The organism is Methylocapsa palsarum (assembly GCF_900114285.1).
GTDB lineage: Bacteria > Pseudomonadota > Alphaproteobacteria > Rhizobiales > Beijerinckiaceae > Methylocapsa > Methylocapsa palsarum.
On the sequence record NZ_FOSN01000001.1, the window covers coordinates 423527 to 445535 of the forward strand.

The following is a 22009-nucleotide window of genomic DNA, read 5'->3' on the forward strand; positions in this document are numbered from 1 at the left end:
ATCCGACGCGCCGGCTGGAGCCTGCATCTACAAGACGATCGAGGCGCCGCGGAATTTAACGTAACGCACAGAAAGTTTCGGATGCCGAAGAATTTTCTTCATTCGGTAAATTTGGCCGCCCCTCATTCGTCCTAATTGATGAGATTGATTGAGCGAGGACCCATCGCGGCGGCGTGGATCGTCAGTTCATGAGGGTTGACAACATTTTCACTAGCTGGGGCCGTAAATGTATCGAACGCGACAGGAAACTCGCAGTCAGAATTTTTGGGCGTTTAATGCGAATTGCTTCGATCGTAAACGTGTGATCTCCTTGGATAACGGCCTCAGAGTTGAGGGCCGTTCGCCCGGGGCGACATTCCATCTCGATCGTGATTCTCAAACGCTGATCTTCTCGGCGGGCGATTCAGCGCCGCTTCAAGACTCAGAGCGCACGGCGTTGGCGGCGATCGAGGCGGTTTTTGCGTGGAACCCAGTCCTCAAATGGCTTCGTCTGAAGTGTGATTCCGCGTCGGAACTGCGACATGCCCTCGCTGCCGGCGCCGCTATACCGGACGGTGATGATCTGATCGTCGCGCCGGAGATGTTTTGGCAGCTTCCCACTCCATGGATTCCCAGGAATACGTCCACCGCGTTCCCGCAATATCATGTGATGACCGACGGAAAGCACCATCCGCTGCGCCGACGTCAGCCGGCGGGCGTTGTCTATGCGCGCTATATCCCCTGGCTCGATCAGTCGGTGTCGTTTCGTGTTCTCGACGTCGACGCAGATCTGGAACGTTACAATCGATGGATGAACGATCCGCGCATCGACGCGATCTGGGACGAGGCGGGCGATCTTGGACGCCATCGCGCCTATCTTGAAGCACGCCTCGCTGATCCTCATGTGCTCCCGTTGATTGGTTGTTTCGATGAGTCGCCCTTCGGCTATTTCGAGATTTATTGGGCGAAAGAAAATCGCCTTGGCCCATACTACCCCTCGGAAGATTATGATCGCGGATGGCATGTGGCGGTTGGGGAAGACGCTTTTCGGGGGCGGGCCTGGATCACAGCATGGCTCCCCTCGCTCATGCATTTTATGCTTCTCGACGATCCGCGCACACAACGAATTGTCGGCGAACCGAGCGCGACCCACAGCCAGCAGATTCGCAACCTTGAAAAAGCGGGCTTCGCAAAAATCAAACATTTCGATTTTCCGCACAAGAGAGCGCTTCTTGTGATGCTCCTGCGCGAGCGTTTTTTCAGAGATCGATTATTGATCCCGAATTTGACGGCATCGGGGCAGGAGGAATCTCTGGCGCACGCTCCAAAGCGAGAACTGCAACCTGTTGATGAGCGGGCGACGGCTCAATGAGCGGCTCGAATACGACTTCGCAGTCATGTTGCGTCATGGACGATCCGATCGAGTCGGCCAATGTCTCGAAGGAAAGCGCGCGTCTTGGGCCAGCGAATCTCGCGGACCCTCGCCTGGCCTCGCTCATACTACGTCTCGCCATGCCGTCCGTTCTTGGGCTTTCAATCAATGCCCTCCATCATGTCGTCAACGCGGCGTTCATCGGTATGATGGGCCTTGAGGCGATTGCCGCAGTCAGCGTCGCGTTGCCGATCTTCCTGTTCGTCTCCGCCCTTGGCCACGGGCTTGGAGTAGGATCCGCCGCGACAATCGGGCGTCTGCTCGGCGCCCATGACGCGGACGACGCCAGCACAACGGCGACGGTAGGCCTGGGGTTGGCCGGGCTGCTTGGGCTCGCCTGCACCGCAGGCTTGCTCTTGTGGCTGACGCCGATTCTCCTGTTTTTCGGCGCGACGGACGCCGTCCTGTCATATGCGCAAGATTATGTTGGGGTTTTGGCGTTTGGCTGCGCGCTGATGCTGTTGCAGATCCTTTGTGATTTTGTGGTTATCTCCGAAGGCAATACGCGTTTCAGTATGTGGACGCTCGTTGGCGCTTTTGCGCTGAATATCGTGCTCGATCCTATCTTTATTTTTGGAATGGGTCTCGGCGTGGCGGGCGCGGGCCTCGCGACTATCACGTCGCAGTTCGCGGCGCTCACCGCCTTCGCGATCTATTTTAGCAGGAAGATCGGCATCCTTCGGATTCATTGGGGATTGTTCCGTCCGAGGCCGGACATATTGCGCCCGATTCTTAATGTGGGCGTCCCTGCGACGCTCACGACGGCCTTGTCCGCGGTCGCTTTCACGATGGTCTATCGCGCGGCCGGCGCTTACGGCGGCGACGCGGCCATCGCCGGCGTCGCCATCGCTCTGCGTGTGCTGACCTTTGGCGAATTACCGCTGGTTGGATTTTGCATCGGGGCTCAGTCGGTGCTGAGCTATGCTTATGGCGCGGGAGCTCCGGCCCGAGTGCTCGCCGCCACGCGGATCATGCTCATTGCGACCACTGCGTTCGCAATCGCTTATGCGTTGACGATTCTGGCTTTTCCGGATGCAATTGTCAGCCTGTTCACGCGAGATCCCGTCGCGGCGTCGATAGGCGTCAAGGCGCTTGTGGCGTTTCACATCTGTTTCACACTGACGGGCATACATCTCGTCACATTGGTGCTTCTGCAATCGCTTGACAAAGGCGTGTTCGCGGGGCTCGTCAGTCTCGCTCCGCAAGGCTATCTGCTCATTCCGCTGCTAGTAATCTTGCCGAATTTCTGGGGAATAGAGGGCGTGATCCTCAGCCTCCCCATAGCGATGGGGCTCACTGCCGCACTATCCCTGATTTTTCTGCTTCGCGAACGAATGCTGCTGCAGAGGACGACAGACTGTTCCGCTCTTCCACTCTCACATCTGACATGAGTTGATGACGTCCGGGCGCGCGGATCCGTGGCCGATCACATGAAATCATTCTACTGGCGGATAGATCAAATGAGTCTATCCGATCAGAAGTCGCTCTTGTGAAACTTTTTCAATCGACGCCTGACGAATCATAGACTCGCGCGCGGGCCAACATCTGGAAAACAATTGTGAACACTCCGTTTCCCCATTTCGACGGCCATGAAATGTCTGCGGCGGCTGCAATCGCCGCCGTCGAGGCGTATCCGGCCAACGCCGCTACGCCGCCTATCTTTCAAACATCGCTGTTCACCTTCGATAATTTCGCCGATATGGCCGACGTCTATGCGGGACGCTCGCATCGGCTCATTTATTCGCGCGGCGACAATCCCACGGTCATGGAATTTGAACGGCTTATGGCGGCGCTGGACGGCGCGGAAGCGGCGCGCGCGTTTTCAAGCGGGATGGGCGCGATCGCCGCAACAGTCCTCGCCTTCGTCTCTGCGGGAGATCGCATCGTCACAATACGCCATGTCTATAGCGACGCCTACCGCATGTTCGAATTGCTGCTCTCGGAATTCAACGTGACGGTCGACTATGTCGACGGCGCCGACGTCGACGCAGTCGCCGCGGCGCTGCCTGGCGCCCGGCTTCTTTATCTGGAAAGTCCTTCTTCGATGGTGTTCGAGCTGCAGGACATCGCCGCGCTCGCGCAGCTGGCGCGAGAAAATGGCGTCGTCAGCGTTCTCGACAATTCCTGGGCGACGCCGGTGTTCCAAAAGCCGATCATCCATGGCGTCGATCTCGTGATTCACGCCGCATCGAAATATCTCGGGGGGCATAGCGACACCGTCGCGGGGATCGTCTCTGGATCAATGGAACACATCGCCAGAATCAACAGGCGCACATTTCCTTACCTCGGCGCCAAGCTCTCGCCTTTTGAAGCCTGGCTGCTGATTCGCGGCTTACGCACGTTGCCGCTGCGACTTTCGCACCACATGAAAAGCGGAGTTTCAATCGCCGAGCGGCTCAAGAACCATCCAGATGTCCGGCGCGTTTTCCATCCGATCTATTCAAACCATCGAGGCAAAGGCACGCTCCATGGATATTCCGGGCTTTTCTCCTTTGAGGTCGACGACGCAATCAACGTCCCTGCCTTTGTTGACGCTTTGCGGGTTTTCCGCCTGGGGGTGAGTTGGGGAGGCCCTGAAAGTCTCGTCGTGCCCGCGTTGGCGCCTTTGCAATTGCCCGAGGCCAACAGCTTTGCGCGCTTCGGCGTAAGCGCGCGCTTGATCAGACTACACATCGGTTTCGAGGACGTCGACGGACTGTGGCGGGATCTTGAACAGGCCCTGGCTCAGGGGCGTCTTTGAGCCTGCGTGAGATAAAGCGTCAAGCATGTCGGCGCGGGAGTTCACCGCGCCCTTGACTATGCGGATGATCCTTGTCGTCGCGCGATCGACCTCCGGCCGCGGCGCCTGTGAGACCCGCCTTCGCGCGGGAGGGCCTTGTCGGACTCCCCTCGTGTGTGCTCGTTCAGCCGAATAAGGCAATGATCGTGAGCCTCCTGCACCATGAAGGTGACGAGCGTCGGCGACACGCCGAGATCTGCCGCAATGCTCTTTTGGGGCGTTCCTGCGATGCGGGCGCGTTCGAAAGCGTAGCGTGTTCGAGGCGGCAGCTCATTAAGCGCAGCCGCAAGGGCCCGCATGGCTTCGCAATGTTCGATTCGCGCGCAAGGATCAATTGAAGGGCAGGGCATTGCTTCGCCATCCGCCTCCGGCGCCGCTGAACGTCGTTCCAGTTTTCGCTTGCGCGCATAATCAATCGACAGGTTTCTGACGATTTGCCGGGCAAATCGTTCAGGACTGTCGATACAGGTCTCGTTGCGCATCTGACTAATCTTGACCGCGGCGTCTTGAACGACGTCTTCGGCCAGGTGCGGGCAGCGCAAAATCCTGATGGCGATCGAAAGGAGTTGTGGTCTATGAGAAACAAAGAAATTCAGAAGGATGGCCGCGCTTTCTGCGGGTTTTGAAATCAACATAGCATAACCTTGATGAGAGTCGCGCGTTCAGCGGCCTCGGGACAAATACATCTCGATCGTCGATCAGGCCTGCTTGTGGCGATGTTCGTTAAAAAGAGAGCGTTGTGATCGGGATTGAAGAAATGGGGCGTCACCATCTGTATCGCAGGGAGGCTATGACCGTGCGATCTTGTCCCCAATAGCCAAAACCGGCCTGAGATGTGGAATATTGCTTATTGAACAGGTTTGTCGCGTTCAGCTGAAACCGCAAGCCGGAAAGCCTTGTGTCGAGCGCGCTAAAATCATAGTGAAGGGCCGCATCGAAAAGCGTCACCGGCTGATTCATAAATGTATTCTGATCATTGCCGTAGCTCGCGCCGATGTAGCGCATGCCAAATCCAGCGCCGAGCCCTGGCAGGACAGCGTCAGTCGGAAGCGTGTAGTCCCCCCAGATCGAAAATGACTGGGCGGGGATTCCAGACGGGGCGTTTCCGACTGTGTCCAGGTCGCCGACGATGATCCTTTGCTGAAGCGCCGTATAAGCCAGCGTCACATTGAGGCCGGGCAATGGATTGACGACGCCCTCGAGTTCAAATCCGCGCGAGCGGACCTCGCCGGTCTGAATCTGGAACGCGATATTTGCCGGGTCCTGACTTAGTGAATTATACTGGGTTATATCGAAGAGCGCGGCTGAGATCAGCCCGTTCATCCCGGGCGGTTGGTATTTGACGCCGACTTCCTTTTGGTCCCCGGTGATTGGCCGGAACGGCGCTCCGGCTGCATCCGTCCCGATCGTCGGCACGAAAGAGGTGGCGTAATTGGCGTAAGGCGCAAGACCGATCGGCGACAGATAAGTCAGGCCGACGCGCCCCGTAAACGCCTGGTCGTTCTGGATTGTCTCGGTCAAGGCGAAACGATCGTTCGTCTTCGTCGAGACCCAGTCATTGCGTCCGCTGACTGTCAAAGTGAGAGGCCCGAATTTGGCTTGATCCTGGATATAGCCGCCGATCGCGCCTTGCAGCTGATCCACATTATAGGAATATTCAGGGCTGAGAATGAATTGCGAGCCGTAAGCGGGCTGCGCGGGGAAGAGATAGAGGTCCGGAGCCGAGCCAAAACCAACCTTGTCGTTATATTGCGCGTAGGTGTAGTCGACCCCGGTAAGCACGAGATGATCGATTGGGCCGGTCGAGAATCGCGTCAGCAGCTGCGTGTCGACGCCGAACGTGCCGAGATGATCAATGACGCGGCCCGTCGAGCGGTTTGCAATCAAGGTGGCGAAATCGACGTAGTCGATCTGCGTGTATTTGGCGTCGGCCGAAACATAGGAATAGCGCGCGTTCTGACGCACGGTGAACGTGTCGTCGAATTTGTGTTCGAACGCGTAGCCGATGCGGAACTGATTTTGGTTGAAATCGCCGAATGCCGGATCGCCGCTGTAGATATGCGTCAGTTCGCCTTCCGGCGTCTGGTAGAAGCCCGGATTTCCGGTGGTGAGGCTGTTCATATAGCCGCCGAGGAGCGTCAGCGAGGTCGCCGCGTCCGGCCGCCATGTGAACGCCGGCGCTATGAAGTCGCGGTTGTCCTTGACGCCGGGAAGCTGGGTGTCGCTGTCGCGGAAAAGGCCGGTCAGGCGATAGGAAAACACGCCGGCCGGGTCGATTGGACCGCCGAGATCAAATTGTCCCTGTGCGCGCTGGTAACTGCCGGTCTGGAACTGCAATTCGTGAAAGGTGGTTGCGGTCGGCCGCTTGCTGGTCATATCGATCAGGCCGCCTGGAGAACCCAACCCGTAGAGGGCGGAACTCGGGCCCCTCAGGACAGTGATGCTGTCGAGGCCGTAAGGCTCCGTTTTGTAAATGGCGAACGGGCTCGCGGGCTGACGCAGGCCGTCCCGATAGATGCCAGTGTAGGTCATGTCGAAGCCGCGGACATAGAACGAATCGAATCGGGGATCGAAGCCGAAGACTCCGATTTCGACGCCCGGCGTATAAGCCAGCGCCTCGCTCAACGTCTGCACATTGCGGTCGTCGAGCTGCTCGCGGGTGACGACAGAAACCGACTGCGGAACTTCGATGATCGGCGTATCCGTTTTGGTCCCGACATAGGTGCTGTTGGCGACATAGCCCTCGACTGCGGGCCTTGACTGCGACGCCGCGCCATCGCCGCCCGGCGCCGTCGCAACGACCGCATCAAGAACGAGCGTTCCATCCGCGCCGGACTCCGGCGCGGACTGAGAAGCCTGGCTCGCGGCTTGCGCGCTCGTTGTCTCCTGACCAGCGGCCGGCGCCAGCGTCGCCAGCGCCGCCCCAACAATGCTCGCTGTAAGCCGAACACGGCCGCGGTTGACTTTGTATCTCATGATACGCTTTCCTTGAACAATTCTGTTCAAAGGATACGTCAACAAAAAAATACTTCAATAATAATGATTTAGACTTATTCTTATTTAAATATAGAAGCTAATGTGAGCGCGTTGTCAGGCGTTCTTCGTTCATCTCGCCGGGCGGCTCGCCGACGTGGGCGTTGTCTCGAACCGATTTCGCGGCTCTTGCCGCGCGCCCGCGCAGCTTCCTCCACCAAATGACGAGTCCCGTGACGGACAGCGCCGCGACGACGACGCCCATCATAGAGATGACAATGCGCCCGGCGAGGCCGGCGATGCGTCCCGAATGCAGCGGAAACTGAATTTGGAGGAACAGATCCCCTGCGGTCCCCCGCCAGGGGATCCGATCGCCGAGGAAGCGTCCATCCTCGCCGTCGAAATAAAGCTCCATGGGGCCGACGCCGGCAGCGCCATGCTCGTCGCCGGGCGCAAAGAACTGCACACTGTACACGCCGAATTGCTGCGCATAGCCGACCGATCCCGCCGGCGAGTTGAACTCGCGCCGAGCCGTCTCCTCATTCGCGCGCGCTACGATCTCCGGCATCGGAATGCGCGGCATGATCGGGTCGTCAACAGGGCGCGCGACGCGTAGGTCTGTCGGCGCTGGCGTGAAAGTCGAAAAAAAGTTGACGATCGGCTGCGCGACTTCCTTGTTGAGGTTCAACGAAGCGGCGCTCACCGCCAGAATGAAGAGAAGCGCCCATAGCCACAACCCGAATGCGCGATGGATGTCGAAAGTGGCGCGGTATGTCGAAGCCGTCCATTTGATCCGCCAGGCCGGACTCCATCGCGCCCGCCAAACCGCGCCGCCGAGCGGACCCGGCGGCAGCGTGAGCGCGAAGCCGACGAAACAATCGATAATCCAAAAGAGAGCAACGCCGCCCATAAGCCAGACGCCCCATTGTTCGACGCCCCACATTTCCGGGATGCAGAGGCTGAAATGAAGCTTGTAGAGAAATGGAATAAGATGCTCGCGGTCGAGACCGATTTCACCCCATTCCCGCCTCCCCAGGATTTCCCCGGTGACAGGATCGATAAAGACTTGATTATAACCCAGGTCGAAAAGTTTTCCTGTCGCAGGGTCGACGCGGGCGTCGACGAGGGTCGAAACGGATGTTCCGATTTCCGCGTGAAGCGGCAGGTAGGTGACGAAGCCGCGCGGATCAGCGGCTTCGATCCTCGCCGCAAGCTCGAACGGCGAGAGGAAGTCTCCGCGGCTTGAAACATGCCATAGCTGCGGATTGAGCCAGCCGTCCAGCTCGTGGTCCCACGAAATAACCGCGCCGGTCAGCCCCGCGACGATCAGAAACAGAGCGATCGCCACGCCGACCCAACGATGCAAAATGACAAGACCTGGTCTCATGAAAGATCTGCCCGGCGGCGGAGCGCATGCCGCGGCTGCGCGAAAGAGCATCTCTCTCGCTCATTGCTGGAAGATTTCTGATCGACGAAGAGCCGCAACCAGACAATCTGACACAGGCTAAACAGCAGGAAAAGAAATTGCGAGGTATTTTCAGTAGTTTAGATGTTTTCTAATTCAACGCCGCGGCGCCGCCAGTCCAACGAATTCGGAGGAATGACCGGGTTCGCGCGAACCCTGTCAAAAATTCGCGGTTTGATTTCTCGCGGTCATCGGCTCTCGCCGGAAGCATCGGCGCGGCGATGCGGCTCTGTCGCAGACGCGGCCAAGGGCAAACGATGCCCCCGAAAAGCGCGCGCTCGGCGCCGCTCCGGAATCTCTATCCCGCCTCAGTTAACGCCGGCGACGCGGGCAAGGTCGGCGCGGCGCATGTCATAACCGATCGCATTCTCGAGCTGGCCGAAGGCTTCGAGCACGAGGTCGGTTGGAACCATTTCCGTCAGCCGGCAAAACGAGGTTGCGCCGCTGTCGAACCGGCCATTTTCCGAAAGTTTGTTGACCGGCGCGCCGCCGCCGCAAACGGAAAAATATTCGCAGCCCGCACGGCAAATCTCGACGCCCGCCGCAATGTCTTGAGCCATCGCCGTCATTGCGGCGCCGGCGAGCATGGCCTCAAGGGAATCAGTGAGGATATTGCCGACGATGAAATCATTGTAACGCGCGTTCTTGAGCCCGAGAAGCTCAGGCGAAAAGCTTGAGACGGAGCCGTCGCAGGCGACATTCAGCATGCTGAACGGCTGAACCTGCTCATTGCCCGTGTCGCAGGCGTCGACACGATCGCGGTCTTCGGGCCGGAATATGCGCGGCAGCATGTCGTCGATCTCGCGGATGAACCGTATGCGGCCGCTCTCGCGCGCCAGCTTCCAGAAACGCTTCAGGAAATCGCGGAAGCGATCCGCAGAATCGGCGCCGGCGAAGAGCTTGGAGACGTGGTCGCCTTCGGACTCCTCGACGTTGAAACAGATGTCCTCTACGCCCTCGGAAAGATAGAAGGCGAGCATCGCTTCGGGAGAGGTCATGCTCTCGGCCGACAGCACGGAAATGACATGGAATGGCACATTCTCCCGCCGTAACAGGCGCAAGCCGGCGATTGCTTGTTCGAACGTGCCGCGTCCCGATCGCGTCACGCGATTGGCGTCATGCAGCGCCTGCGGACCATCGATGCTGAGGCCTACGCCGACCTCCCATTCCTTGAAAAGAGCGCACCATGCCGGTGTGATCAGCATGCCGTTGGTCTGAAAGGCATGCCGCACAGCGAGCGTAGGCGGCCGTAACGCCTCAATCGCCCTGAAGGCGCTCTCGTAATAGGAACACGGCAGCACGAGAGGCTCGCCGGCATGCCAAATGATCGTCAGCTCGTCGCCCGTCCAGCCCGAGGCGAACACCTTGGAAAAGAGGGTTTCGATCGTGTTCTGCTCCATCGTCGCTTTGGCGTCGCGCTGCGGCAGATAGCAATAGCGGCAATTGATGTTGCAGAACGCGGTCGGTTGTACGACCAATGTCTCGATGAGCGGCGTTTGTCGCCTTGTTGGCGCGCTCTTGATTGGCGCGGTCTTGGCCGTTGGCATGGCGTGCTCCGGACCTTGTCGGCTACCAGTTACGCCAATTTCTCCAGCCGCCGTTACGCCAGCCGCCATTGCGCCAGTGCGGCCCCCAGCCGCCGTTGCGCCATCCCCACCCGCCATTGCGCCAGTGCGGCCGCCAGCCGCCGTTGCGCCAGTTGCGCCACTGCGCCTTCAGGACGTTTGGAAAACCTTCGACGACAGATGGGAGCACGTCGTCGGACGTGTTGTCGAGAACATCGGAGACTCCATCGCGAATGGCTTTGAGTCTCGCGGCGACGCCTAGCTCACGCCCCGATTCTGCGCCCTGAGGCGAGACCGGCATTGCGTTCGCGTCCGCGCCCGCCAAGGTCACAGAGACGCCAAACACTCCCGCTGGAAGGAGAAAGGACAACGCAGCCAGGGTACGATTCCGCATCAAGCTCCTCCTATGAATTGGCGGCGCATTTAAGGTCTTTGTTAAAGCGGTTGTCAAATAACAAAAAGGACGCTGCAACGCGGTGCCGGCGCGCGTCACTTAACGCCAAGCTTCAGGGCCTCGTCACCGGTCTGGATAGGCCATGCTCATCACGCTGACGACGCTGCTTGGCTGATGTCGGCGATGAGATCATCGGGATGTTCAATTCCGATCGACATGCGAATCAAGGCCGAAGTGATGCCGATTTCACGACGGTCTTTTTCTGGAAGGCCAGAATGCACGGTCGTCGCGGGATGACAGATCAAGGATTCCGTCCCGCCGAGACTCACCGCAAGCTTAAAAACCTGGAGCCTGTTCAAAAAGGCGAACGCTTCCGCTTCCCCTCCTTTGAGGTCAAATGAAAAAGTCGATCCCGCCGATTTGGACTGTCTTCCCATCAGAATGCGAGTGGGATGATCGACGGGCAGGAGAGGAGGATAATGAACCGTAGCCACTTTCGGATGACGTGAAAGAAATTCCGCGACTTTCGCGGCGTTGCTCGCGGCCCGCTCCATCCGAAGCGTCAATGTTTCGAGGGAGCGACTCAACATCCAGCAGGAATGTGGATCGAGCTGTGTGCCGATGGCGCTGCGCATGACGCGAATTGGCTTGAGATCGTTCGCGGAGCCAATGACCGCGCCTCCGATGAGGTCGCTATGGCCGCCAACATATTTCGTCAGCGAATAAACGGACAAATCAGCGCCATGTTCGAGCGGCGATTGGAAGACCGGCCCGAGAAGCGTGTTGTCGCAACACACGATCGGCCGTGATCCCTGTTTGAGCGCGATTTCCTCCGAGATCCGCCGTACGAGCGAAATATCGACGAGAGTGTTCATTGGATTCGACGGCGTCTCGATGAAAATCATGGCGACGCGGGAGTCAATCATGGCGCGTTCAGCGGCGGCGCGAATGCCTGCTTCATCAAGGCCATCCCTAAAGCCGACGCCTTTTATTCCCAAGGGCGCAAGGGTCTTGTCAATGAGGACCTCGGTGCCGCCATAAAGCGGGCGGCTGTGCAAGACGCATTCGCCCGCCTTTGCGTAAGCGAGGATCGTGGTGGCGATTGCCGCCATGCCGGAGGAAAACACAAGTCCGCCTTCGGCGTTTTCGAAAATCGCGAGGCGATCCTCGACAATTTCGAGGTTTGGATGATTGAACCGCGAGTAAATGAGACCGGCTTGGCGGTCGAGAGGAACCGTCCGGCGGCCAGCCAGATAGTCGAAATAATCACGGCCCTCTTCAGCGGTGCGGAAAACGAAGGTGGACGTCAGGAAAACGGGCTGTTTGACCGACCCTTCCGAAAGAGCGGGATCATAACCATACCCAAGCATGAGAGTTTCTGGATTGAGCGGATGGCCGCCAATCGCGGTCTTATGATAGCGAGACTCGTCCATGAGAAACTCCTTCGAACAGCGATCGCGGCGTACCGACTCTGCAGAGTGTTTGATGTCGCGAGATAAATCCAGAGCGCTTTCCGATCGCATGAAGTCATGCGATCGATCAGAAATCTCTAGAGGGTCAAAAGGTTGAGCATATTCTTCTCGATGGGGTTGATTCAATCCGATCGGAATATGCTCTAGCGCGGCCGGAAAGGCGGACAATGCTTGGATCGCGGTGGGTGTCCTCGCGTTTGGATCGACCTCACGGGTGCCTCGGCGACTTCACTGGATTTGCGTGGGACAGCCTCTACGGTCAGCTGGACGCCGGGAGCCGCCCGAGGCTGAGATCAGACGCGCGCCGCTCGCGACGGCGGTGTGGTCGAGATTTCGCGCGCGCAAGGAGAGCGCGTTGTCCAACGATCGCCGGAGAGACGGCGGGCGCCTATTGTATGATCCTGTTGTGAACTTCCAGAACCTTGCGTCAACGGCCAAGTCCGTCCTTACTCCTCATCAGGCGATCGCCATATGCGAGATCATGCATGGAACGCTGACTGGCTTGCGTATTCGCAAAGCGACGGCCGCCGCTGTTGCTAAAGCGTCACCTTGAACGTCGCGCCGCCGCCGTGAGTCTCGCTCACGCAAATTGTCCCGCCATGCAGCTCGATGAGCTCCCTGACGATGGCGAGGCCAAGGCCCGTGCCCGGAGTTTGCTCGCTTTTGCGCCAAAACGGTTCGAAGATCACATGCCGGTCGCAATGCGCAACGCCCTCGCCATGATCGACGATCTCGATGATTGCGCCCGGCCGCACGCGGACGACGACGGTTCCGCCTTCGGGTTCCGCGCGGAGCGCATTGTCGACGAGATTGGAGACGACGCTTTCGATGGCGCTGCGATCGCCGCGCACGACAACCGGCGCGTCGCCGGATTCGAACTGAATCTCTTGCTTGTTTCTGATTGCGAGCAGGGCGTAATCATCGACGACCGATTGGACGGCCGCGGCCAGATCGACGTCGTCGTCGAAGCCGTTCCCGTGCCTGCCGAGCCGCGATGTGACGAGCAACTGCTCCACGATATTACGAATGCGGCGGGCGTCGCGTTTGAGATCGTTCTCGAATGTGGGCGCCCTTGGGGCGTCGATCCGCGCGCTCAATATGGTGATCGGCGTGCGTAGTTCGTGCGCGGCGTTGGCGATAAACCGGCGATCGCGCTCGACGCCTGCAGCAAGCCGGTCGAGCGCGTCATTGATCGTCGTCATGAGCGGCAAGATTTCCGAGGGGATGCCGGTCAGGTCTATGCGACGGTCGAGCGCCTTCATGTCGATCTGTCGCGCCTGACGAGCGGCGTCGCGCAAGGGCTTCAGGCCGCGCCGCAGGGACAGCCAGCCGACCCCCATCGCGACAGCGAATGTAGGGAGAAAATATTTGAAGGTCTCGCCGAAGGATTCGGATATATTGCGCAAGAGCATGGGCCAGCTGAAGCGGTATCCATAAATCGCAATCACCCTCCTGCCGGTCGGCGTCTGCCGGAGCGCGGCGACGCCTTTCGGCGCTGAGTCGTTCTCGCCGCCGAGGCGGAACGTCATCGCCAAGGGTTTGAGACGCTCCATCGTCCCCAGAGCCGCGACAAGTTCTTGCGACGAGCCCGGCGCCGCGACGCCCGTCTCAGGATCGAAAGCGGCGTATTTCAGCGTCGGCGTGCGTTCCAGTTCCGCCCGCAAGTCCGGATCTGGATCGATTGAAACCGCTCCATCGGGCGAACGGACCAAAGACCTCGCGACCAGGGCCTGGGTTCCCGATCGGCTGAAATCGTCCCATTGAAGATCGGACGCCGCCGAGCCGGTGAGAAGTTCGCCGAACTGCAGCCAGAGGATCGTCAGGACATAGGCCGCCATCAGCCCGGCGAGCAGGTGACCGACCAACCGCCACGCCAGTGACGAAGGCGTCACGACGTCAGAGATTTTGTGAGCAGGTAGCCCCGTCCGCGCACGAGATGCACCTCGCAGCCGGCCTCGGCGTCCGCCAGGCGCTTTCGCAGCCGTGACACGAGTGTGTCGAGGGCGCCGGGCAAGATCGCCTCGCCGGCGCCGTAGACTTCCTCCATCAACGCCTCTCGCGGCGACACCCGATTGATCCGGCGCATCAAGGCCCCGAAGAGCGCGTACTCCCGCCGATGCAGCAGGAACGGCCGCCCCCCGATGAAAATCTGCCCCGCGGCGGCGTCGAAGGAGACTGCTCCGATCGTGATCGGCGGCATCTGTAGTTCGCCTGACGTTCTGAGCCGGGCGATCACGCGCGCGAGTAATTCATCGCTGTCGAAGGGCTTCGTCAGGTAATCGTCGGCGCCGCTGTTGAGGCCTTTGGCCTTGTCGCCTTTCTCGCAATGAGCCGACAAAATCAGAATTCGGATGTTCGGCCGGAGCCTGCGGATATTTGGCAGGAAGGCGATGCTGTCGCCATCGGGAAGCCGCCGGTCGAGCAGCATCAGATGATAGGGATATCGTTTAAGCGAGGTGAGAGCGTCGCTCATGGACCCGACAGGATCGCAGTCGAAGCCGGCATTGTCGAGCTGTCCAGCGAGCAATCGGACGATATCGGGCTCATCCTCGACGATCAAGATTTTCATACGCGCGTTGTCCATCGCCTCTGAAAAGGAGAGCGGCTTTTGCCAGGAGCATGATTCCGGACAGCGTCGCCGGCTTCAGGCAAAATCACGCTCGCGTTGTTCGGGTGAGGAGCGGCTTTTGAGACATCAAGAGCAATCGCGGCGCGATCCCGTCCGAAGCCGCCGGGCGCCAGTGTTAGAACGGACGGGCCCCTCCGTTCACGCCATCCTGCCGCCGATTATCTCCGCTTTGCGCCTGCCGCGGAGCGGATCTCCCCGAATATGGTCGCTACGCGATCTGTGCCATTTCAGCAACGGTTCATCCATAAATCGCCGCGACAGATTCGCGTAAGACAGCGTTAGAAAGCGGTGAGATCGTCCATGTTACTCCGCCTCTCGAACAAGAACGGGCTCTTCGCCGGCCTTCCGCCGCGCTACGCCTGACGCACGTCACTCGGGAGACTTTTATGGCGCGCCGCGAACTCTTCTCAAACGCCGGCGCGCTTGCGCTGGTCGTCGCCTCCTCCTCGGCGCTCGCTCAAAGCGACGCAGCGGCCCCGTTCGATTCGGGCGCCGTCGACCTGCCGGAAGTGAGCGCAGCCAGTCCCGTCGGCGCTAGCGGCGGAGGCGGTGGGCCTGGCGGCTTTGGCGGCGCGGGCCCGGCGCAAGATCCCTTCAACACGACCTATGTTCTTGAGGACGCGACGACAGCCGTCAAGACAGACACTCCGGTCATGAACACGCCGCTGAACGTCCAGGTCATCACCCAGCAGGTGCTGCGCGACCAGCAGGCGGTCACACTTGAACAGGCGCTGCAGAACGTCAGCGGCGTCACGGTCACGGGCGGCGGCGCGCTCGGCAACGGCACTCCCTACAATCAGGTCGTCATTCGAGGATTTCCAAGTACGACCCGCTACCGAGACGGTTTCCGCATCGACAATGGCACAAGCGTCATCGACGGCGTCTCCACCACGCAGCTCGCCAATGTGTCGAGCATCGAGGTGCTCAAGGGACCAGCGGCCATGCTCTACGGTCTTGTCGAACCGGGCGGCATCGTCAACGTCATCACCAAGGAGCCGTTGAACGCTCCCTATTATTCAGCGCAGCAGCAGATTGGCTCCTTCGCCAACTATCGCTCGACGGTAGACGCCACCGGCCCGGTCACGCAGGACGGCGCCTGGCTTTATCGGATGAACATGTCCTACCAGAACAACGCTGCGCCATTCGGCTCTCCTGTCGATCTCGTCAATTCCTCCGATATCTTCATCGCGCCGGTGCTCAAATGGAACATCGATCCCGGCACGTGGGTTAAGCTCGAAGCCCAGTATGACGAAAATCGCAGCAAGTTGTTCACCGGTTACGATCCCGCCATAAACGGGCAATTCATGAACATTACCCGCAAAAGAAATTATGGCGAGGATTCGCCCGCGGTCCAAAAGGATCTGTTCGCCGCGCTGACCTGGTCGCACCATTTCGACAATGATTGGTCGGTCAAGCAGCAGATCGCTTATGACCGCACGGATCTGGACTGGACCTCGCGGCTTCCGTTCGGCCCGATCGGCGGTCTGGTTTGGCGGACAGATTATCAACTCCCGACAACGCAATCGACATATTCGACCAACGTCGACATAACCGGGCATATCAACACATTCGGTATAAAGCATACCTTGCTGCTCGGCGGAGACGTTTACGGGAACCGCATCACGAATTCGTCGAGCTTCTTGCTCGGCTATTCAAAAATTGATCTGTTCGATCCCGTTCATCCGGGAACGCCCTATTTAGGCTCGTCGATCCCGTTGGGCGCCTATACGCAGAACCAATTGACCTCTGGTCTCTATCTGCAGGATCAGATCGAATTGCCGTTAAATTTTTTCGTCATGGCGGGCGCTCGGTATCAATTTATCCACCAAACGCTTGCTTCGGGGGATACGCTCGGAGAATTGACGCCTGACCCGTATCCGCAGACGAACAGCGCCTTGACGCCGCGTTTCGGTCTGTTGTGGCGGCCGCAAAATTGGCTCAGCTTCTACGGCAATTACGCCGAGAATTTTGGCGCCAATACGGGGCTCATCTATCCAAATACGCCAGTTCCGCCGACAGGCGCGCAGCAGGTCGAGGGCGGCGTCAAGCTCGAACTCTTCGATGGTCGCCTTAGAGCGACCGCCGACTATTACACTTTGACCAAGACCAATGTCCCCACCACTGATCCTCTTCACATCAATAATGTTCTCGTGACCGGCGCGGTGCGCAGCACGGGCCCTGAACTCGACGTCCAGGGCACGCTTCTGCCGGGATGGGACGTGATTTTGAACTACGCAAATCAGGACGTCCGCGTCGTCAGGAGCAACAACGGCGATCTTGGCCAACGCTGGCCGAATGTTCCGCGTAATCTGGGAACATTCTGGACGACGTATGAATTCCAGCAGGAAGAGTTGAGGGGCTGGAAGATCGGCGGCGGCGTCGTCTACCACGGCTCGCAGCCTATCCAAGTTGGATACGACCTCAGCGTCACGCCGACACGGGCCATGCTTTCGGGCTACGCCACGGTGAATTTGATGGCGGCATATAGTTTCAAGCTCAACGAAGCGAAGGTCACGGCGCAAGTCAACGTCACCAACCTGTTCGATGTGACTTATTACACGATGGGTTATATGCGGGCCGCTCCGTCCGCTTCGTTTTCGCAAGCCAACCGCCTCTACGGCGCGCCATTCACTGTCATGGGTTCTCTCCGCGCGGAATTTTGAGTTTTCTCGTCCACCGCTACGCGGGGTTGGCGGTCACGCCTTTCTCGTCGTCGGTGTCGGTGTCTTTGCTTTTTGCGACGAACGCGGCGAGCGGCTGACGCCCTGACCACCTGAGCGTGGCGCGACGCGCCGATGCCTGCTGTTGAGTTCCGTTGAGATGCGTCGCCGGCAGGGTCACGCCGGCGATACGTTTCAATGGCGGCGGAGCCGACGATCCGACGCGAGGCGTCTCTCCGATCAAATATTCCGATCGGATTGAATCACTCCAATCGACAAGACTATGCTCAAGCTTTTGACTCTGGAGCGATATCTGATCGATCGCATGACCTCATGCGATCGGAAAGCGCTCCAGGCGCCGGTTAATTGTAAGGGCCGATCGTAATCGTCGCAGTCACAGGCAATGTCGCAAACCAGGCGCTCGGAATCGGGTCAAGTTTCGTCGGGACGTTTCCATAGGTCGGCGTAGACCCCGGAATATAGACCGGATTCTCATCGAAGCCGTATCCATACGCCATACCCATCACATAGTTCTGATTGCTGTGCGAAGTCGGCATGATCAGGTTGTTCGGCGGGCGGAACATATTGTGGCCCGACAATTGCGCGGTATGAAGATATTGCGAATAATAATTCTGGTATCCATTCGCCGGATACCAATTTCCCTCATTTGACCAGTATTGATCGGAAGGCGTGAAGCCGCCCGGGGTTTGCCCTGCGTCCGGTTTGAGAATTATGGAGGTGACCTGCGAACAAAGGCCGGTGCGAATGCTCTTTTTGTTCGCAGGGTTCATTGTAACGTTGTTGCAGTTTGCAATTCCGCGGCTAAACGCGTTGACAATATTCCGTTGAATGCTTCTGGCGACTTTCGCAAGGGAGGTGTTGCCATTGTAATAATCCCATGAGGCGAACGCGCCGTCATTGGCGAAAACCATCTGGCTGGGCGTCTCGGACCATTTGTTATTTGTCGTCCAGGAAATATTGCTGAACACCCATTCTGTGAACGATGGATTCGGGGAAGGGCAGGGAGTTAGGGTTTGAAAGACGCAGGGGGTCGCCGTGGTCTGCGTCGTTGAGGGGCCCTGGATCACATTGAGCGCCATCTGATAGCCGGGTCTGGTCCCCCTCATAAGCAGTTTCATTCCGGTTATCTGCCCAACCCATCCCGTCGACGGTTGACCGAAATACCAGCCCTTATATTGGCTGAATTGAGCGTATTCTGCTTGCGTCAGGTCAATCGTATAGGTCTGGACAGAGCCGGGGACGCTTGTCGCTTTATGAATTGAGGAGGCCGGAATTCCGGTCGACGGAAAATTCACGACCTGACCCACGGGGTTGCAAAGCACGATCTTGGTTGTCGTGCTCACCGAGCCGGTAAAGACAATCGATTGGGAGTCGGGTTTCAGGTAAGCCGGGCAGCTTGTATTGCCGGTCACTGTCCAGGGTTGCTCCGGGATCGACGGGCTTGCGTCCGGCGCCGTAGGCGTTCCGTTATCTCCCATGACGACCAGAGCGTAATTTCCCGCGGAATATGCATTTTTGAAAAAACTTGAAATCTCCTTCTCGTAATATGAATTGAGCGGGTCGTACCAATTCGCCATATCGCCGTTCAGAGTGCAATTGCTTGGAATATTCGGCTGGTTGTTGCCGCTCACCAGGCATCGTATATTCAGATAGTCGTTGGGCGAGATGATTGACGCGAAGGGATATTGCGGGGTCGTCCGCGACGGGGTCGCGGGCCACGCGGCGAGAGCCAGATTCTGGAAACTGGTAGGGGCGCCGCCAACGGGCTGAGTTTTCAGCCAGGTGACGAATGGCGATGTCGAGCCCCCTGCGTCTTGAGGCCCGGTGATCATTGTTTGCCGGGTGAAAGTGCTTGACCCGTCGGGATTTCCGAGCTTGCCCAGGGTGGTCGATCCCTGGGACAAGGTTATCGTCAATGGAATTTCGAAACTGTCGACGTTTGAAGTATCCAGGGTCAATACTGGCGAGGGAATACTGTTTACGCTGGTCTGCCAGACTGTCGCCTCGACAACGCCGGAAGGAAAATTGACCAGAGGCCGTTGAAAATTTCCCAAGTTATCCATTGTATAAGTAATATTGGCGCACGAAAAACCCACGGGCACAGTTTTAATGACGTAAATGGACAGATTAGCCGAATTTATATAGGGTTGGCCGCTCGGCTCGGTCGTGAAGCCGCTGACGCCGCTCGCGCCGCCGATCTGGATCGCTTGCACGACATTCGAGACGCCGGCGAGGGTCCATTGGCCCGTGCCCGAACCGGCTCCTGTCGGTTGAGTGAGATAATATGCGCCGGGGGCTGCAGGGGGGTTGGCGGGGGACGCGTCGATGCTGGAGCCAATCACGCAAACGAGCGGCGCGCCTGAGAGATCCTGAAAGCTGATCGTTGAAGGCACGTAGCTTTGCGCTCGAACATCTGTCGCGGAGCAATAGGCGCCCGCCGCGATGAAAGCCGCCAGAAACAGCCGGCGCCCCGCGCGGCTCGGAACGGGATCGGCGCCGCAATAGCCCAGGGATTTTGTCGTCATGGTCATTTCCTCGACAGGCGGGAAGTCTTGCAGGCGGCGGGAAGACTTGCAGGCGGGAATGTCGGACAGGGCCCGAACGCGGCCTGGCAGCCGACATTCTTGGCTGATAAGATTCGCCAATCATTTTTTGATAATTGTGAACTAGCGGCAGCTCCGCGTCAACGCGGGCGCCTGTTCGTAACGAGCCGCCGAAGGCGGGCCCAATCGGCGGCTAGCCGCCGATCATTGTCGTCACGACCTCGCCGCCGCGGCCGATCGTGAGCTTCCAGTAGGCGGCTCTGCCGCTCGCCGCGCGCTCGAGGTCGCGGGTCGTCCTGATTTTCTGGTCATTCACCGCGAGGACGATGTCGCCTTTCTTGAAATTGACTGTCGCCGCTGGCGAGCCGTCCTCGATTTCAGCGATGACGACGCCTTCGCTGGCGCCCTCGACCGACAATTCTTCAATCACGGCAGGCGACAGGTTGACTGCGGTCGCGCCGGCAAACGGAGAGCCGCCCTTGAGCGTGATGGGATCGCGGGGCGGGGTCTCGGGAGCGGGGATCAGCTTCACCGAAGCCTTGACCGGCTGGCCGGAACGCAGCAGCGCGAAACCGGCGTTTCCCCCCAGCGGTTTCGTCGCCAGCCGGTAGCCGAGGCCCTCGGGATCATCGATGTTCTGGCCGTCAATGGCGGTGATAATGTCGCCGCGCTTCAGGCCGGCGTCGGCGGCGGGACCGCCTGACGATACGTCAGCGACCAGCGCGCCGGAGGGCCTGTCGAGACCAAGCGAATCGGCGATGTCGCGCGACACGTGTTGCAGGCTCGCGCCAAGCCAGGGGCGCCGGATCTGTCCGCCGCTCTTGGCGGCGGCGAGAACCACTTTCACCATATTGACGGGAATGGCGAAGCCGATGCCGACTGATCCGCCCGACTGGGAATAAATCGCCGAATTGATGCCGACGAGCTTGGAGCGCATGTCGACCAGCGCTCCGCCGGAATTGCCCGGATTGATCGCCGCGTCGGTCTGGACGAAATAGCCCGAACTCGAAATCCCCGCCTGGGTGCGCGCCAGAGCGGAAACGATGCCTTGTGTGACGGTCTGTCCGACCCCGAATGGATTGCCGATCGCCAGAACGATGTCGCCGACGTCGATGGCGTCGGAATCGCCAAGATCGAGCACCGGAAAACTCGCCCCGCCCTTCAGCTTCAGCACGACGAGGTCGGTGCGCTGGTCACGCAAGATGATCTCGGCGTCGAACTCGCGTTTGTCAGAGAGCGCGACCTTGACGACGGTCATGCCCTCGACGACGTGATAATTCGTCACCACGAGTCCCGAGGGATCGACCAGGACGCCGGAGCCCAGGGATTGCGCCGTCGGGCCTCCGGGGTGGGAGTTTCCGTCCTCGCCGAAGAATCGCCGGAAAATCGGATCGTCGAACAGCGGATTGCGGGGCCGCTTCTCCGTGCGGGACGCGTAGACGTTGACGACCGCGGGTTGCGCTTTCTTGACCACCGGCGCGAACGACAGGAGGACGTCGCCGCGCGACTCGGGGATCTGGCGCACGGCCTGCGCCCCGCTGTCGCCGGCGGGCAGGGCAAAGGCCACGATCGCCGCAATGGCCCCAAAAACCTGCGCGCGGCTCGTGTTCATGGCTCGCCCCGATCGGTGGGTGTTGGAAAGCGACTTAGGCCGCGGCGTCTTCCTCGGCGACGATCACCGGACCGGAATCCTTGCCCTTGGCGCTGACGTCGCGGTCAACGAACTCGATTACCGCCATCGGCGCATTGTCGCCATAGCGGAAACCGGCCTTTAGCACGCGGGTATAGCCGCCATGGCGCTCCGCATAGCGCGGCGCAAGAACCGCGAACAGCTTGCCGACCAGGGCGACGTCCTTGATCTGGGCGATGGCCTGGCGACGCGCATGCAGATCGCCGCGTTTGCCAAGCGTGACCAGCTTCTCGACGACGGGGCGAAGATCCTTCGCCTTCGGCAGCGTGGTGACGATCTGTTCGTGCTTGATCAGCGCTTGGCACATGTTCGCGAACATCGCCTTGCGGTGTTCGTGGGTGCGGCCAAACCGGCGTTTCGCGTGTCCGTGATACATGGCTGTCTCCGTTGTTTTGCGGCCGCCGTGC

16 protein-coding genes are annotated in these 22009 nt (G+C 59.3%); 4 read left to right on the forward strand and 12 right to left on the reverse strand.

Annotated features, from left to right (window positions below; translation table 11 throughout):
• Positions 1–436 precede the first annotated feature (436 nt).
• The 3 genes from BM177_RS02050 (at position 437) to BM177_RS02060 (ending at position 4151) form a co-directional block, all read left to right on the forward strand.
• Positions 437–1351 (forward strand): GNAT family N-acetyltransferase, encoded by a 915-nt coding sequence (locus BM177_RS02050; RefSeq protein ID WP_244532033.1) that lies wholly within the window; start codon positions 437–439, stop codon positions 1349–1351.
• On the forward strand, positions 1348–2802 hold the full coding sequence (locus tag BM177_RS02055) for an MATE family efflux transporter (protein ID WP_244532034.1): 1455 nt from the start codon (positions 1348–1350) through the stop codon (positions 2800–2802). Before BM177_RS02050 ends, BM177_RS02055 begins: the two co-directional genes overlap by 4 nt.
• Before the next feature lie 203 nt (positions 2803–3005).
• Entirely contained in the window at positions 3006–4151 is a 1146-nt protein-coding gene (locus tag BM177_RS02060; protein ID WP_091676763.1) for a PLP-dependent transferase, read from the forward strand.
• 56 nt (positions 4152–4207) lie between these two features.
• Here BM177_RS02060 and BM177_RS21075 read toward each other — a convergent pair whose 3' ends face one another.
• From BM177_RS21075 to BM177_RS02100, 8 genes are all read right to left on the reverse strand, one after another.
• A complete protein-coding gene (locus BM177_RS21075; RefSeq protein ID WP_091676766.1) occupies positions 4208–4825 on the reverse strand; it encodes a sigma-70 family RNA polymerase sigma factor in 618 nt (205 codons plus the stop codon).
• A gap of 130 nt (positions 4826–4955) precedes the next feature.
• Positions 4956–7166, reverse strand: coding sequence for a TonB-dependent siderophore receptor (locus tag BM177_RS02070; RefSeq protein WP_091676770.1), 2211 nt, complete (start codon positions 7164–7166; stop codon positions 4956–4958).
• Positions 7167–7263: 97 nt separating this feature from the next.
• Positions 7264–8550: a PepSY-associated TM helix domain-containing protein gene (locus tag BM177_RS02075; RefSeq protein WP_091677511.1), complete on the reverse strand. Its 1287-nt coding sequence runs from the start codon at positions 8548–8550 to the stop codon at positions 7264–7266.
• Between the two features lie 386 nt (positions 8551–8936).
• The gene (grrM, locus tag BM177_RS02080; protein WP_175492457.1) at positions 8937–10175 is read right to left on the reverse strand and encodes a cyclophane-forming radical SAM/SPASM peptide maturase GrrM/OscB; all 1239 of its coding nucleotides are present in this window, start codon (positions 10173–10175) and stop codon (positions 8937–8939) included.
• Between the two features lie 22 nt (positions 10176–10197).
• Positions 10198–10587: a GrrA/OscA1 family cyclophane-containing rSAM-modified RiPP gene (gene grrA / locus BM177_RS02085; protein WP_091676779.1), complete on the reverse strand. Its 390-nt coding sequence runs from the start codon at positions 10585–10587 to the stop codon at positions 10198–10200.
• Positions 10588–10736: 149 nt separating this feature from the next.
• Positions 10737–12020, reverse strand: coding sequence for a cystathionine gamma-synthase family protein (locus tag BM177_RS02090; protein ID WP_091677515.1), 1284 nt, complete (start codon positions 12018–12020; stop codon positions 10737–10739).
• A gap of 575 nt (positions 12021–12595) precedes the next feature.
• Positions 12596–13924, reverse strand: coding sequence for a sensor histidine kinase (locus tag BM177_RS02095; protein WP_091676785.1), 1329 nt, complete (start codon positions 13922–13924; stop codon positions 12596–12598).
• A gap of 23 nt (positions 13925–13947) precedes the next feature.
• Positions 13948–14628 carry a response regulator transcription factor gene (locus tag BM177_RS02100; protein WP_091677518.1) on the reverse strand — a complete coding sequence of 227 codons (681 nt, stop codon included), beginning with the start codon at positions 14626–14628 and terminating at the stop codon, positions 13948–13950.
• 446 nt (positions 14629–15074) lie between these two features.
• Here BM177_RS02100 and BM177_RS02105 point away from each other — a divergent pair, with 446 nt between their 5' ends.
• The gene (locus BM177_RS02105) at positions 15075–17351 is read left to right on the forward strand and encodes a TonB-dependent siderophore receptor (protein WP_091676788.1); all 2277 of its coding nucleotides are present in this window, start codon (positions 15075–15077) and stop codon (positions 17349–17351) included.
• Positions 17352–17367: 16 nt separating this feature from the next.
• On the opposite strand, the gene BM177_RS02110 is transcribed toward BM177_RS02105, so the two are convergent.
• The 4 genes from BM177_RS02110 to rplQ all read right to left on the reverse strand — a co-directional run bounded on the left by BM177_RS02110 (position 17368) and on the right by rplQ (position 21978).
• The gene (locus BM177_RS02110; protein WP_139223475.1) at positions 17368–17547 is read right to left on the reverse strand and encodes a hypothetical protein; all 180 of its coding nucleotides are present in this window, start codon (positions 17545–17547) and stop codon (positions 17368–17370) included.
• 163 nt (positions 17548–17710) lie between these two features.
• Positions 17711–19894, reverse strand: coding sequence for a hypothetical protein (locus tag BM177_RS02115; protein WP_139223476.1), 2184 nt, complete (start codon positions 19892–19894; stop codon positions 17711–17713).
• A gap of 211 nt (positions 19895–20105) precedes the next feature.
• Positions 20106–21524, reverse strand: coding sequence for a Do family serine endopeptidase (locus tag BM177_RS02120; RefSeq protein WP_091676801.1), 1419 nt, complete (start codon positions 21522–21524; stop codon positions 20106–20108).
• 34 nt (positions 21525–21558) lie between these two features.
• On the reverse strand, positions 21559–21978 hold the full coding sequence (rplQ, locus tag BM177_RS02125; protein WP_091676806.1) for a 50S ribosomal protein L17: 420 nt from the start codon (positions 21976–21978) through the stop codon (positions 21559–21561).
• Positions 21979–22009 lie beyond the last annotated feature (31 nt).

What these genes read in the sequence shown, in the direction of transcription:
- BM177_RS02055 (WP_244532034.1), top strand. Translation starts at nt 1,348, where the DNA reads ATGAGCGGCTCGAATACGACTTCGCAGTCATGTTGCGTCATGGACGAT.
- BM177_RS02060 (WP_091676763.1), top strand. Translation starts at nt 3,006, where the DNA reads ATGTCTGCGGCGGCTGCAATCGCCGCCGTCGAGGCGTATCCGGCCAAC.
- BM177_RS21075 (WP_091676766.1), bottom strand. Translation starts at nt 4,825, where the DNA reads ATGTTGATTTCAAAACCCGCAGAAAGCGCGGCCATCCTTCTGAATTTC.
- BM177_RS02070 (WP_091676770.1), bottom strand. Translation starts at nt 7,166, where the DNA reads ATGAGATACAAAGTCAACCGCGGCCGTGTTCGGCTTACAGCGAGCATT.
- BM177_RS02075 (WP_091677511.1), bottom strand. Translation starts at nt 8,550, where the DNA reads ATGAGACCAGGTCTTGTCATTTTGCATCGTTGGGTCGGCGTGGCGATC.
- grrM (WP_175492457.1), bottom strand. Translation starts at nt 10,175, where the DNA reads ATGCCAACGGCCAAGACCGCGCCAATCAAGAGCGCGCCAACAAGGCGA.
- grrA (WP_091676779.1), bottom strand. Translation starts at nt 10,587, where the DNA reads ATGCGGAATCGTACCCTGGCTGCGTTGTCCTTTCTCCTTCCAGCGGGA.
- BM177_RS02090 (WP_091677515.1), bottom strand. Translation starts at nt 12,020, where the DNA reads ATGGACGAGTCTCGCTATCATAAGACCGCGATTGGCGGCCATCCGCTC.
- BM177_RS02100 (WP_091677518.1), bottom strand. Translation starts at nt 14,628, where the DNA reads ATGAAAATCTTGATCGTCGAGGATGAGCCCGATATCGTCCGATTGCTC.
- BM177_RS02105 (WP_091676788.1), top strand. Translation starts at nt 15,075, where the DNA reads ATGGCGCGCCGCGAACTCTTCTCAAACGCCGGCGCGCTTGCGCTGGTC.
- BM177_RS02115 (WP_139223476.1), bottom strand. Translation starts at nt 19,894, where the DNA reads ATGACGACAAAATCCCTGGGCTATTGCGGCGCCGATCCCGTTCCGAGC.
- BM177_RS02120 (WP_091676801.1), bottom strand. Translation starts at nt 21,524, where the DNA reads ATGAACACGAGCCGCGCGCAGGTTTTTGGGGCCATTGCGGCGATCGTG.
- rplQ (WP_091676806.1), bottom strand. Translation starts at nt 21,978, where the DNA reads ATGTATCACGGACACGCGAAACGCCGGTTTGGCCGCACCCACGAACAC.